Source organism: Sporomusa malonica, from assembly GCF_900176355.1.
GTDB classification, from domain to species: Bacteria; Bacillota; Negativicutes; order Sporomusales; family Sporomusaceae; genus Sporomusa; species Sporomusa malonica.
Window position 1 is genome coordinate 1 of sequence record NZ_FWXI01000023.1, and the last position, 12,123, is coordinate 12,123.

Sequence of the window (12,123 nt, forward strand, 5' to 3'; positions counted from 1 at the left end):
AGGTTGGCGAAACTGCTGCGTAATAACAAAAATTTTTGGCTACATCAATACCAATAACTGGACGATTAGTTATCATAACGGGCCTCCAAGAAATATATTGAAGGATTATCCATTCCAATATCAAAGATTACAACCTTGCACGTGAAGCGGGAATAAGCTCCCAACCAGCTAAAACGTAAATTCTTTGGAAATGGATGAATCGTCTAATGTCATGGGTATAGAAAAATTCTTCCCTGGGACAGGGACATTCATATCCTTCTTCCTAATTATACATAAAACTGATTGTTCGGAGTTTTTCTGCCCCAGAATGGATAACCCTTCTGTACTACATCTTACAAGGGACGGGGGAACTGGCCGAAATGATTGCCTATGCCATTGAAAAACATGACTGGGGTAAATGTTCTTGGATTACACGCCACCAGTTGCTGCTTGATCCGGCTGTTCCGTATACCTCGCATAATAGTTCAATGTGTTTTAAAGCTGATATCAAAATTGAATATTTACAGCAGATTATTGACTATGCATCTGATTTTCTAGAGCAGGAAAGTCAAGTGGAAGCGGATCCTGGTTTATGTGTGGTTGTTAGTGATGAGTTTCTTGATAATCAGAGTTTGATCGATTTTGGATACCGAGTAAAGCGGGAAGTAGTCACAAAAGACGATGCATATAGCTTGGCTAGGCAGTTGAAGGTTCATCTTTCTGAGCATGGCGGTAGTGGACAGGGAATCATCGGGGCTTTAGCCGGAGCCGGTTTGCGTTTAAGTGACAATGATGGCTGGATAAAGGGAAAAGTCAAAATTAATGCACTTAATAACATCATAAATGTTCGGGAGCTTTGTTCTCATCCCGCTGTTGACAAGGTGAAAAACCTGCATGGAGGATATTTAGGAGATTCTGAATTAATCTTATTGGGAAATATGGTTAAGTCGATTCTGATGGAGGGGAAGGCAGTAGTTTTAGTTCATAAGTTAGATGATGTTGATAGTCCAAGTTTATGGGCAACCTGTTCTAAAAAACAACTTGGTACCTACGAGGAGATGAGAACTCTTGTGGCGGATCAATGAAAAAGGGGAAAAAGAGTTTAGTGCTGGTAAGAAGGAGTGGACCGGGGCCGCTGCTGCGGCTGAAAGCTGTCTAGCCTTTCATTCTGACGTTGAAGAAGAAGCGGTAGCAGATGAAATAATTTCCTGCTATAACTGCCGTTTTCGGCGTTGGACTAGATCTTCTTTTATCTGTTGTAATTCTACAACATCTAGTCCAACATCGAAAACGTAACGAGCGTTGCTATGTCCGATGGAGATACAGCTGCAGACGTCAGGCCTAAACCATCGGCAACGAGCTTACCAGTGCCAACCCGATCTCCATAACAGCCCTTTAGAAAGGCCTCCGTGTTCTTCGGTTTTGGTTCTAATGGTTGCAGTGTAAATGTATAATTGGTAAAATATAGATAGGTAGTGCGACTAGTTGCATATACTAGTTGATCACGAGCTGATCAGTAGACAAACTGAAGGCTGGGCATCGGTAAAGTCTGCGCCAGCCTTCGGTTAATATATTTAAGGTAATCTACAGTGAATGGGTATTTGTAGAGAAAGAAGAATTTGACTATGACACAACAGGAGTTATCCCCGATAGTTTGCAAAAACTGCGCGTCCCGACTTGCTAAGTGGTGCTATGAACGGCATTGGTGGTTCCGTCTGATTCGGGAGCCACTACTGCTGGGTATGCGTAGCATGGCCTGGTGGCACGGGATCGATGCCCGAAAACATGTGGTGCGCAATCCCGAATGTCACGGGTGTATCCGTTTCATGAGAGACGAACTGGAGGCAAAGTCGTCCACCTTTCGCTTTCTCAATGAGCATCTCGGTAAAAAAGTTAATAAGCTGCGAAATTCGATGCTCACACAGCGGGAACTCGATGAGGCAAAGCGCTATGCACGGGAAGCTATGGAGAAAAAACGTGAGGAATAGGTAGCTGAAATAGAATCGACAGTGAGGTTGCTGTGGATCTAGTATTTGGGCACAGGGAGATTGGAGGTAGTCCGTATTGATGCCACTAAAAAAGGTGGCCATTTTTCTTATGATCATTGGTATGGAAAAAGGCCAAAGCATCATTGCATTGATGGATAACGATGAAATCAAAGCTGTTGTTAGTGAAATTAAGAGTCTGACAGCGCTTTCTCAAGAATTCGAAGATAGTATTTGGGCTGAGTTTAAAGAGTTAGGCTATAATGATCAGATGAAACCTTCTGAAGTACTAACTATTATGCGTTTTCTATTTAATGGCAGTAAAATTAGTAATAAGGACAGAACATGGCCAAGCAGGGCCTGACTATAAATTCCTTGACTTTTCTTACCTTTAATCATACAATTTAATTAATTCAATATGGAACAGGTGCCCGATTGGGCTTAATAGGGAAGCCGGTGCAAAACCGGCACGGTCCCGCCGCTGTGATGGGGAGCCGCCTGCAACAAGCCACTGGAATAGTAAGCTATTTTGGGAAGGCGCAGTTTGGCTATGAACCTAAGTCAGAAGAACTGCCTGTTTGACAATCACCGTTTTAACCCACGAGCGATGGGGAGGGGATTTGTGCGTCTTTTTAGGCAAACAATCTCTGTCATACCATCGTGTGGTGACAGAGATTTTATTATTTTTAAGGAGATGTTTCTATATGTCAGGAATTTTTTACGGCGTCGGCGTAGGGCCTGGCGACCCCGAATTACTTACTTTGAAAGCCATAAATGCTATTAAGACAGCAGATGTAGTTATTGCTCCCCGCACTGAGAAAAAAGACGAAAGTACGGCACTGTCCATTGCGCGTCCATATATTCATGAAGGCAGTGAAGTGCTGGAACTGGTATTCCCCATGAACTACAACGCTCAGGCGCTGTCTGACGCTTGGGTGAGCAATAAAGAAACCATCCTCAAGCTTTTAGAGGCTGGCAAGAAAGTAGCTTTTCTAACCTTAGGTGATCCTATGCTCTATAGCACCTATATGTATGTGTTTCGCCTATTGGAGGATTCAGGTCATGAAATCGTCAATATTCCTGGAGTTAATTCCTTCTCGGCTATTGGTAACCGCCTGGGAGTGGCGTTGGCTGAAGGCGGCGATATCCTGAGCATTGTACCGGCTACCATCGATGATGAGCGCTTGGAAAAAGTGCTGGCTGTATCTGACAATGTGGTACTGATGAAAGTTTATAAAAATTATAACGAGATTGTTGAAAAACTACATAAACATGGCATGGTGGAGCACGCCGTTATGGTTTCAAAATGTGGCCTTGAAGGGGAAGAGATTACACATGACTTAGTCGCCTCAGGCAGCAAAAAGGTAAATTATCTTTCAACCATCCTGACCAAACGCTCCAAAGTGAGTAAACACGCATTGGCATGAGCAGCAGCTCTTTAACAGCGCTTCTTCACCGTAAACAGGCCAAAATCCGCATAGCGGGTTTAGTTCTCCTGGCGGCAATGGCGCTGTTTGCCTTAGCGGCTGTCGGCTTTGGCCGGGCTGACATTAGTATGGCTGATGCCGCAAGTGTTATCTATGGCAAGGTAACTGGCAGCGAGGAGGCATACAGCCACATCAATGCCGCTAAAACGGCGATCATCTGGGATATCCGCCTGCCGCGTATTTTAGCCGCCATTGCTGTTGGCGGCGGTTTAGCTGTGGCAGGGGTAGTCTTTCAAGCCCTCTTAATGAACCCCTTGGCTGATTCGTATACCATGGGCGTATCAACTGGGGCGGCGTTTGGTGCCAGTGTGGCCATTTACCTAAACATCTTTGCCCAGGGTGGCTTGCCTGTGACACTATTTGCCTTTGGCGGCGCTGTGGCGACACTGCTTATCGTGATGTCCATGGCCCGCGTGGGTGGTTATGTGACCTCTGCTAATCTGGTGATTGCCGGGATTATTGTCAGCAGCATCTTATCAGCAGCCATCAGTATGGTTAAGAGCCTGGCCGGTGAGCAGGTATCAGCTATTGTTGCCTGGCTGATCGGCAGTTTGGCAGCTAAAAGCTGGGAGCATGTGCTATATGGCTGGCCGCTGATACTGGCTGCCTGTTTCTTATGTTATTACTATGCTGAAGACCTCAATATCGTATCCTTGGGTGATCGCGAGGCGCGCAGTCTGGGAATTAATGCCTCGCGACTGCGGACAATCCTCTTAGGTGCTGGGGCACTGATTACGGCGGTATGTGTGGCGATTGGCGGGATTATTGGTTTTGTCGGTCTCATTGTCCCGCATATGGTCAGGATGCTGACAGGCTCTGACAACAAGGCGCTGATTCCGCTGTGCGGACTAACAGGCGGAATACTGCTCTTAACGGCTGATACCTTTGGCCGTTCGGTAGGCAATGTTGAGATACCTGTCGGGGTACTGACAACGCTGTTAGGCGGTCCGTTCTTTGTCTATATTTTTAGGATGCGAAGCAAGACGCTTGGGTAGGAGCGTTATAAATGATTAAAGTAGAAAATATACAATTTGACTATACAGCCAAGCAGGTACTTAAAGACATTAGTCTAAGTATCAGGCCGGGAAGTTTTACCGGTATTGTTGGGCCTAATGGCTCAGGTAAGACGACACTGCTAAATATTATTACCGGTCAGCTTAAGGCGGCTTCAGGCAATATAACAATTAAGGGGCGGGATATCGGTTCTTACAGGATTGAAGAACTGGCCCGCCATATTGCTGTTGTACCGCAAAATATGGACATCAAGTTTCCCTATACCTGTTTTGAGATTGTCGGCATGGGGCGCACACCTTATAAAACAAGGCTTCAGGGTTTGGCTGGCGAGGATTTAGAGATCATCGAAAATGCCATGCGCCTTACTGAGACACTGGATTTTGCCGGTCGGCTTGTTACTGAGTTAAGCGGCGGCGAACGTCAGCGGGTCATATTTGCTAAAGCCTTGGCTCAGAAGCCTGATATTTTATTTTTAGATGAATCCTTTTCTAATATGGATATTTACTACAGCATCAAATGTCTGAATCTGCTCAAAGAACTGTGTGCTAAGCAGGGGCTGACGGTAGTATCCATTATTCATGACCTTAACCTAGCCAGTGCCTTTTGCTCAGACGCTGCTGTCCTTAAGTCAGGGCGTTTGGTTAAACACGGTCCAGCATCTAGTGTCCTTGACCCTGAACTTATCCGGGAAGTGTTTAACATCAAGGTTGTCCGGGCTGGGGAAACAGGCCTGGCAGTGCTCGCAGACTTGTAAAAAGCAGGGGGGAGAAAAGTAAGGGTATGAAAACAAAAGTACTATATATAGTGGCCCTTGTTATGCTCATGGCAGCTATCGCCGGCTGCGGTGCTTCCAAGCCGGCTGCAGGCCCCGCAGAGGGCGGCATAAAAATTACAGATGATTTAAATCAGACAGTTGTCCTTAAACAGCCGGCAAAACGCATTATTTCACTGTACTCGGCTCATACTGAGAACCTCATAGCACTTGGCCTTGAGGCTGAGATTATTGGTGTCAGTCCGACCGAATCTGATCCGGCGGCTAAGAATAAGCAGGTGTTTGATTATCGTGCCGATCCTGAAAAAGTGTTGGCCGCCCAGCCTGACCTAGTCATTATCAGGCCGTTTATCAAGCAAAGTCATCCCGACTTTGTTAAAACATTAGAGCAGGCTAATATTAAGGTTGTATGTCTTTACCCTGAGAAATTTGAGGAGTTTGACAGCTATATCCAAAAAATGGCTATACTGACAGGCAAACAGCAACAGGCTGCCGATAAACTGGCCGCCTTTCATAGCAAGCTAAAAGAGGTTGCCGAGCGTACTGCTAAGGCTTCGGTTAAACAACGCGTATACTTTGAGGCAACTGCGACCGAATACCGGACAATTACACCAGACAGTATGCCCGGCACAGTACTTAAGTTGGCCGGCGGTATCAATGTGGCCGCAGATGCTCAGCCGCTGAAGGCTGCCAGCAGTATTGCCGCTTATGGCAGTGAGCGGTTGTTGATGAAGGCTGAAGAGATTGATATTTTCCTGGCTCAGCGCGGCCCGATGAATCCTGGCATTAACCCGGACAATATCAAGCAGCGCCCGGGTTTTGACAAAATCAAGGCAGTGCGTGAAGGCAAAATCTATATTGTTGATGAGAAGCTGGTATCAAGCCCGACCTTCCGTTTGGCTGAGGGTGTTGAACAATTGGCTAAGATGATTTACCCAGAAGTATTTGCCGCTAAATAAAGGAATTAATTCACAAATGATTCAATTCCTACTTGACAAGTTATATATAAATTCATATAATATGAGTGAGAATAAATGTCATTTATACCACCAGTAATGGGGGCATAAATTTTTTTACCCTAATAATGATAATGATTATCAATACGGAGGAATTCGTCATGACACTTGCACAAGCCAAGCGTGGTCAACGTCTAGTGATTGCAGCTATTCCTAACCCTACAATCAGGGCTCAGGCTATCCGTTTCGGTATTGCCGAGGGGTCTGAAGTCGAATGTTATGAGAAATTGCCTGCAGGACCAATCGTTGTCAGCAGAGGCAAACAGGAGATTGCAATTGGTCGCCGTCTGGCTGAAAATATTGAAGTGAAACCAGCATAAGTCGCAGGAGGAGAAAATGAGTCACTGCCATAATAACTTAGGACATATAGAAATCCCTGAGGGAGCCAAAAAGATTGTTCTCGTCGGTAATCCCAATGTAGGTAAGTCAGTATTTTTTAATGCCTTAACAGGTATGTATGTGGATGTTTCTAACTTCCCGGGAACAACGGTTGATATATCACACGGACGCTACGGTAAAGACGTAGTCATTGATACTCCTGGAGTATACGGCATTTCTTCCTTCAATGATGAAGAGATCGTGGCCAGAGATGTTATCCTGTCGGCTGATTTGATTTTAAATGTAGTTGACGCTGTGCATTTAGAGCGTGACTTGTTTTTGACGCTGCAGGTCATTGATACTGGAATTCCTACCATTGTTGCAGTCAATATGATGGACGAAGCAGCCGATCAGGGTCTCAAAGTAGATCTTGACTTGCTGGAGCATCTCTTAGGTGTGCCGGTTATCTCGACAATTGCCGTGAAAGGCAAAGGGCTTGATGAAGTTAAGAGCCGGCTTTACGAAGCTCGCCCAGGTATTATACCGCCAGATTTAAAAAAACAGCTCGAGAGCATGCTTAACCGGATTGGTTCCTTGGGTGAGGCCCTCCTAGTGCTTGAGGGAGACCAACATGTGGCTGAACGGCATGGTGTGCCTGCTGGTCAGCAGCGGGAAGAAATCTATCATGGACGCCGCCACAGGGTAAATGATATCATCCACCACGTAGTACGCGAGACGCAAGAAGGCGCTAGTTTTGGTACTATGCTGGGACGGTATATGCTCAGGCCATGGACCGGTATTCCCATCTTTGCTGTTATACTTTATTTTATGTATTACTTGATTGGGGTACTTGTTGCGCAGGATATTGTCGGTTTTACTGAAGAAACTGTGATGCAGGGAATGTATGAGCCGGCAGTACGGTCTCTTGTTGGACGTTTTGTCAGTGAAGAATCAATGATCGGTACAATCCTAATTGGTGAATTTGGACTCTTAACTATGACCGTAACTTATGTTTTAGGATTGTTGTTACCGCTTGTTGTAGGCTTTTATCTGGTACTGTCGATCATGGAAGACTCAGGCTACCTGCCACGCCTGGCCACTCTGGTGGATCGGGTGATGACCAGTATCGGACTAAATGGCCGGGCTGTTATTCCGCTTATCTTAGGATTTGGCTGTGTAACAATGGCTACTATTACTACCCGGATTCTAGGTACAAAGCGTGAACGGACTATTGCGACTACCGTACTTGGTTTGGCGATACCGTGTTCGGCTCAGCTGGGGGTTATCGCCGGGATGCTGGCTGGTATCGGCACCAAATATATTATGATTTACGTCGGCGTCATTTTGTTAGTGCTAGGGATAACTGGAAAGATCCTTAACAAAGTATTGCCAGGTCAGTCTTCTGATCTATTAATTGATTTGCCGCCCATTCGTTTACCACGCGGCGAGAATGTACTGAAAAAAACCGTTACCAAATCCTACGCCTTTCTCTTAGAGGCATCGCCGCTGTTTATGCTGGGTGCGCTCATTATCTCAGTGCTACAGCTGAGCGGGCTGCTGGATAGCATTCAATCAGCCCTTGCACCGCTGACTGAAGGTATGCTTAAATTGCCAAGGGAAACTGCTACCGCCTTTATTATGGGCCTTATCCGTCGCGACTTCGGTGCTGCCGGTCTAACTGATATGGATCTTACTCCTGCTCAGACGCTGGTGTCACTGATCACCATTACATTGTTTGTTCCGTGTGTTGCGACTGTAATCGTCATGTTCAAAGAGCGGGGCAGCAAGGAAGGCGCTTTGATTTGGTTTAGTTCTTGGGTGTTTGCCTTTATCGTTGGCGCTATTGTAGCCGCGTTTGTAATGTAAACCGCCTAGCAGAGGTGAGTATTATTAAGCAGCAAATATGTCCGCAATGCAAAATGGTATGTGAGCAAGGTGAGATACGCTGTCCGCGCTGCTATAAGCTGCTGTTAACCGAGTGTAAGGGAAATTGCAGCAAGTGCAAAGAACAGAATAAGTGTTCCGGATAAGGTGAAATAAGAGACCCCAGAGTTCAGTTTTAGCTGAATTCTGGGGTCTTGTACTTGGTGAGCACTATTTGGGCATATCCGCAGGATCGATGATTGCGATGTCACCTTCTTCGCCGGTACGGATGCGAACTGCGTTGGCTATAGGGTAGACAAAAATTTTGCCGTCGCCAATTTTACCAGTGCGGCAAGCTGATTTCGCAGCTTCTAATACCCGTTCCACTGGTACTTCACAAACGACAATCTCAACCTTGACCTTAGGAACCAGATTGATACTGTACTCCTGACCCCGATACACCTCGGTGTGGCCTTTGGTCAGGCCGCAGCCATATACTTGGGTGACAGTCATGCCTGTTACCCCGATTTGGTTCATAGCTGATTTAAGTTCTTCAAGCTTCTCCGGTCGAGTAATAATATCAATTTTAGTTATGGGCCTCATGTAGTTTTCCCCCTTACTGAGAATAACAATTAAGTATAGTTTAAGCTATCCTGAATATTTTGGCAACTGTTTCCTAAGCAGGGGTTTTGTGATAATAGAGAAACCCCAGGGTAAGCTTGTGAACTTAGCCCTGGGGTTTAACGCTAGCTCTATGAACTATTTTGGCATGTCAGCCGGATCTGCAATGGCAATGTCGCCTTCTTCGCCAGTACGGATGCGAACCGCATTGGCTACGGGGTAGACAAAGATTTTACCATCGCCAATTTTACCAGTGCGGCAAGCCTGTTTGGCAGCCTCCAGTACTCGTTCTACCGGTACCTCACAAACGACAATCTCAATCTTAACCTTTGGAACAAGATTAATGTTGTATTCTTGGCCTCGATATACCTCGGTATGGCCTTTGGTAAGACCGCAGCCATATACTTGAGTTACGGTCATGCCGGTAACGTTAATCTTTTTCATGGCCTCCTTGAGTTCTTCAAGCTTCTCAGGGCGGGTGATAATATCAATTTTAGTAATTGGTCTCATGATGATTTCCCCCTTATTAGTACTTAAGCCAGTGTTGTTTTCTTTGCCAGTGATTCATGAGCGGTAGGACTAACTGATCCCCCGAAGTTGACCGGTGAGCCAGCCATAAAGTCTTGATAGGCATAGCCGCGTTCGCCATGTTCAGTGATGTCAAGACCTTGAACTTCTTGGTCTGCATTAGCACGTACTTGCATGAACATCCCAATGAATTTGATGATAATAAAGGTCATTACGGCAGCTACTACCCAGCTGACACCGACACCGATAAGCTGAGTGGTAAGCTGACTGGCATTACCATAGAATAGGCCGTCAGCACCTGCAGGATTAACTGCTTTGGAAGCGAATAGGCCGGTAGCAATAGCACCCCAGGTGCCACCAATGCCATGGACGCCAAAAGCGTCAAGAGAATCGTCATAACCAAGTTTAGGTTTAAGCACGGCAACTGCCAGGTAGCAGATAAGGCCGGCAGAAAGGCCGATAATGACGGCTGGGACAACGCTGACAAAACCAGCAGCAGGAGTAATGGCAACAAGACCGGCAACACAACCGGAAGCGGCACCGAGAATGGTTGGTTTGCCATGATGCATCCATTCAACCAATACCCAGGAAACAGTGGCAGCAGCAGCAGCAACATGAGTAACAACAAAGGCGCTGGCAGCAAGGCCGTTAGCAGAGAGGGCGCTGCCGGCATTAAAGCCGAACCAGCCGAACCAGAGAAGCGAAGCACCAATAACAGTCATCGGCAGGTGATGTGGCATCATAACTTCAGAACCATATCCTTTACGTTTGCCAATCATCAGGGCAATAACCAAACCAGAAACACCTGAAATAATATGAACAACAGTACCGCCGGCAAAGTCAAGTACGCCTAGTTCACGCATCCAACCGCCTACACCCCATACCCAGTGAGCAATAGGATCATATACAAAAGTAGTCCAGAGCAAAGTGAATACTACGAAAGCACCAAACTTCATACGCTCAGCAAAAGCACCAGTAATTAGGCCAGCAGTAATGACAGCAAACATCCCTTGGAAAATCATAAAGGCCTGATGAGGAATTGTGGCAGCATAGTCAGCGTTGGCTTCTTGACCAACCCCGTTTAAACCAATCCAGTCGAGTGCGCCAATGAAGTGGTTGATATCAGGACCAAAGGCTAAAGAGTAACCGAATAATACCCATTGTACAGAGACTAAACCAATGACAAAAAAGCTTTGCATTATGGTACTTAACGCATTTTTGGTTCGTACCATACCACCATAGAATAAGGCCAGACCAGGAGTCATAAGCATAACAAGTGCAGCACTCATCAGAACAAAGGTTGTATCTCCGGTATCGATTTTCGGCGGCTCAGCTGGAGTTTCGCTAGCAAAAACTACCGGCACTAGGATAAACATTAATAACAGGCACATAGAAAAAATAGTCCACAACTTTTTCATAATTAATCCCTTCCTTTTTGTTATATTTTTAAAAGTAAAAGCGAAGCTTTGGAAAGTACATCATCCCCCCCTCAAAGTGCCAAACAGAAAGCGTCCTAAAGGTAATAAACCTCTAGGACGCCATTGTCCAGAAAATAGCCTATTAGGACAGAAAAAGCCTTCGCATTAGTTGCGAAGGCTTCATTGCCTAAGTAATTTACTTGTTGTAGTTACTATACCAAATAACCCAAGCGAGTGTCAAGCGGAATTTCAGAAAAAATATCATATGTTCCTCGTGGTGGAGATATTTCTATTGATGGTGTGCTAGGGGTGAACCTTGTATAAAGCTGCTTCTCATGATATATTATATATGTAAAGTAATATGGGAGCGGATGGGGCCTGGTGGCTCCTGCAGTCTTCAAAACTGTCCGTTGGGCGTTAATCCGTCCATGGTGGGTTCGATTCCTACACGCTCCCGCCACTGATTTTATAAGGGGCTAAAGGCATTTTTGATGTGCCGGTGTGCAACAAGACTGATAGAGGCGGTGTGCAATCGGTGTGCGTAAGCAGTTCTAGGGTACCTCCTGGGACTGCTTTTTTATGCCTTTTTTGGTGGCGGTGGCCGGATGGCTGTTATACCAGCACAACACAGACAAGGAGGCGCGATTACAGCGAGCAACCGTGCTGACTGAGCAGCAGGTCAAGGATATCGACTATCTGCAAAACGCCCTCAACGAGAGCAAGCAAAATGCCGAGATGTTAGCCACTGCAGTTGCTGAGGCCAAAGCCGGACAGCGACAGCCGGAAGTACGCTATATTGTGTAGGCTCCTACTGTCCAGGCTGCTGCTGAGCAGGTTGCAGAAAAAATAAACCAGCAGGACAAGACATTGCCGCCGCTGGCACTTGAAAAGACTGATCGTACTGTAGTTGTGCCGAACACGGAGAAAATGCATGAAGCCAAGTGGGACGTTGGCGTATTTAAGGTTAATAATTATCGTAACTGGGAATGGTCTGCCGGGTATGGCTGGCATAATAAAGATTGGTACGCAGATATTTCCAGAACGACTTTGTGAAAACAACTTATGGGAATAGTTTACTGACCGCTCTCCAATATGGGAGCGGCTTTTTCCCATTTATCCCCT

15 protein-coding genes, 1 tRNA gene and 1 riboswitch are annotated in these 12,123 nt (G+C 46.0%); of the genes, 13 read left to right on the forward strand and 3 right to left on the reverse strand.

Going from position 1 to position 12,123, the window contains the following annotated elements; translation table 11 throughout:
- Nucleotides 1–359 precede the first annotated feature (359 nt).
- The 10 genes from B9A22_RS20135 (at nucleotide 360) to feoB (ending at nucleotide 8,437) form a co-directional block, all read left to right on the forward strand.
- The gene (locus B9A22_RS20135; RefSeq protein ID WP_139796323.1) at nucleotides 360–1,064 is read left to right on the forward strand and encodes a hypothetical protein; all 705 of its coding nucleotides are present in this window, start codon (nucleotides 360–362) and stop codon (nucleotides 1,062–1,064) included.
- The gene (locus tag B9A22_RS20140) at nucleotides 1,048–1,275 is read left to right on the forward strand and encodes a hypothetical protein (RefSeq protein ID WP_084577742.1); all 228 of its coding nucleotides are present in this window, start codon (nucleotides 1,048–1,050) and stop codon (nucleotides 1,273–1,275) included. Before B9A22_RS20135 ends, B9A22_RS20140 begins: the two co-directional genes overlap by 17 nt.
- Nucleotides 1,276–1,721: 446 nt before the next feature.
- Nucleotides 1,722–1,967 carry a hypothetical protein gene (locus tag B9A22_RS20145; RefSeq protein WP_245824076.1) on the forward strand — a complete coding sequence of 82 codons (246 nt, stop codon included), beginning with the start codon at nucleotides 1,722–1,724 and terminating at the stop codon, nucleotides 1,965–1,967.
- A 79-nt stretch (nucleotides 1,968–2,046) separates the two neighbouring features.
- Entirely contained in the window at nucleotides 2,047–2,328 is a 282-nt protein-coding gene (locus tag B9A22_RS20150) for a hypothetical protein (RefSeq protein WP_084577744.1), read from the forward strand.
- 44 nt (nucleotides 2,329–2,372) lie between these two features.
- Nucleotides 2,373–2,556: riboswitch (cobalamin riboswitch) on the forward strand.
- A 112-nt stretch (nucleotides 2,557–2,668) separates the two neighbouring features.
- Nucleotides 2,669–3,391: a precorrin-2 C(20)-methyltransferase gene (gene cobI, locus B9A22_RS20155; protein WP_084577745.1), complete on the forward strand. Its 723-nt coding sequence runs from the start codon at nucleotides 2,669–2,671 to the stop codon at nucleotides 3,389–3,391.
- Nucleotides 3,388–4,446 (forward strand): FecCD family ABC transporter permease, encoded by a 1,059-nt coding sequence (locus B9A22_RS20160; RefSeq protein ID WP_084577746.1) that lies wholly within the window; start codon nucleotides 3,388–3,390, stop codon nucleotides 4,444–4,446. The genes cobI and B9A22_RS20160 overlap by 4 nt, the downstream gene beginning before the upstream one ends.
- Before the next feature lie 11 nt (nucleotides 4,447–4,457).
- On the forward strand, nucleotides 4,458–5,219 hold the full coding sequence (locus tag B9A22_RS20165) for an ABC transporter ATP-binding protein (protein ID WP_084577747.1): 762 nt from the start codon (nucleotides 4,458–4,460) through the stop codon (nucleotides 5,217–5,219).
- 26 nt (nucleotides 5,220–5,245) lie between these two features.
- Nucleotides 5,246–6,196, forward strand: a complete 951-nt coding sequence (locus tag B9A22_RS20170) for an ABC transporter substrate-binding protein (RefSeq protein ID WP_084577748.1) — start codon at nucleotides 5,246–5,248, stop codon at nucleotides 6,194–6,196.
- A gap of 158 nt (nucleotides 6,197–6,354) precedes the next feature.
- On the forward strand, nucleotides 6,355–6,573 hold the full coding sequence (locus tag B9A22_RS20175; protein ID WP_084577749.1) for a FeoA family protein: 219 nt from the start codon (nucleotides 6,355–6,357) through the stop codon (nucleotides 6,571–6,573).
- Nucleotides 6,574–6,589: 16 nt separating this feature from the next.
- Entirely contained in the window at nucleotides 6,590–8,437 is a 1,848-nt protein-coding gene (gene feoB / locus B9A22_RS20180; RefSeq protein WP_084577750.1) for a ferrous iron transport protein B, read from the forward strand.
- A 228-nt stretch (nucleotides 8,438–8,665) separates the two neighbouring features.
- Here the strand turns inward: feoB and B9A22_RS20185 are convergent, their stop codons facing one another.
- From B9A22_RS20185 to B9A22_RS20195, 3 genes are all read right to left on the reverse strand, one after another.
- Nucleotides 8,666–9,037: a P-II family nitrogen regulator gene (locus tag B9A22_RS20185; protein WP_084577751.1), complete on the reverse strand. Its 372-nt coding sequence runs from the start codon at nucleotides 9,035–9,037 to the stop codon at nucleotides 8,666–8,668.
- Nucleotides 9,038–9,193: 156 nt separating this feature from the next.
- Nucleotides 9,194–9,565: a P-II family nitrogen regulator gene (locus tag B9A22_RS20190; protein WP_084577752.1), complete on the reverse strand. Its 372-nt coding sequence runs from the start codon at nucleotides 9,563–9,565 to the stop codon at nucleotides 9,194–9,196.
- A 23-nt stretch (nucleotides 9,566–9,588) separates the two neighbouring features.
- On the reverse strand, nucleotides 9,589–11,001 hold the full coding sequence (locus B9A22_RS20195) for an ammonium transporter (RefSeq protein ID WP_084577753.1): 1,413 nt from the start codon (nucleotides 10,999–11,001) through the stop codon (nucleotides 9,589–9,591).
- A gap of 363 nt (nucleotides 11,002–11,364) precedes the next feature.
- Between B9A22_RS20195 and B9A22_RS25605 the strand changes: the two genes are divergently transcribed.
- The 3 genes from B9A22_RS25605 to B9A22_RS20205 all read left to right on the forward strand — a co-directional run bounded on the left by B9A22_RS25605 (nucleotide 11,365) and on the right by B9A22_RS20205 (nucleotide 12,054).
- A tRNA-Sec gene (locus B9A22_RS25605) sits at nucleotides 11,365–11,461 on the forward strand.
- 119 nt (nucleotides 11,462–11,580) lie between these two features.
- Nucleotides 11,581–11,805: a hypothetical protein gene (locus tag B9A22_RS20200; RefSeq protein WP_084577754.1), complete on the forward strand. Its 225-nt coding sequence runs from the start codon at nucleotides 11,581–11,583 to the stop codon at nucleotides 11,803–11,805.
- 63 nt (nucleotides 11,806–11,868) lie between these two features.
- Nucleotides 11,869–12,054, forward strand: coding sequence for a hypothetical protein (locus tag B9A22_RS20205; RefSeq protein ID WP_084577755.1), 186 nt, complete (start codon nucleotides 11,869–11,871; stop codon nucleotides 12,052–12,054).
- Nucleotides 12,055–12,123 lie beyond the last annotated feature (69 nt).

Excerpts from the sequence above, each read along its gene's own strand:
- B9A22_RS20135 (WP_139796323.1), top strand. The coding sequence starts at position 360 with ATGATTGCCTATGCCATTGAAAAACATGACTGGGGTAAATGTTCTTGG.
- B9A22_RS20145 (WP_245824076.1), top strand. The coding sequence starts at position 1,722 with ATGCGTAGCATGGCCTGGTGGCACGGGATCGATGCCCGAAAACATGTG.
- B9A22_RS20150 (WP_084577744.1), top strand. The coding sequence starts at position 2,047 with ATGCCACTAAAAAAGGTGGCCATTTTTCTTATGATCATTGGTATGGAA.
- cobI (WP_084577745.1), top strand. The coding sequence starts at position 2,669 with ATGTCAGGAATTTTTTACGGCGTCGGCGTAGGGCCTGGCGACCCCGAA.
- B9A22_RS20160 (WP_084577746.1), top strand. The coding sequence starts at position 3,388 with ATGAGCAGCAGCTCTTTAACAGCGCTTCTTCACCGTAAACAGGCCAAA.
- B9A22_RS20165 (WP_084577747.1), top strand. The coding sequence starts at position 4,458 with ATGATTAAAGTAGAAAATATACAATTTGACTATACAGCCAAGCAGGTA.
- B9A22_RS20170 (WP_084577748.1), top strand. The coding sequence starts at position 5,246 with ATGAAAACAAAAGTACTATATATAGTGGCCCTTGTTATGCTCATGGCA.
- B9A22_RS20175 (WP_084577749.1), top strand. The coding sequence starts at position 6,355 with ATGACACTTGCACAAGCCAAGCGTGGTCAACGTCTAGTGATTGCAGCT.
- feoB (WP_084577750.1), top strand. The coding sequence starts at position 6,590 with ATGAGTCACTGCCATAATAACTTAGGACATATAGAAATCCCTGAGGGA.
- B9A22_RS20185 (WP_084577751.1), bottom strand. The coding sequence starts at position 9,037 with ATGAGGCCCATAACTAAAATTGATATTATTACTCGACCGGAGAAGCTT.
- B9A22_RS20190 (WP_084577752.1), bottom strand. The coding sequence starts at position 9,565 with ATGAGACCAATTACTAAAATTGATATTATCACCCGCCCTGAGAAGCTT.
- B9A22_RS20195 (WP_084577753.1), bottom strand. The coding sequence starts at position 11,001 with ATGAAAAAGTTGTGGACTATTTTTTCTATGTGCCTGTTATTAATGTTT.
- B9A22_RS20200 (WP_084577754.1), top strand. The coding sequence starts at position 11,581 with ATGCCTTTTTTGGTGGCGGTGGCCGGATGGCTGTTATACCAGCACAAC.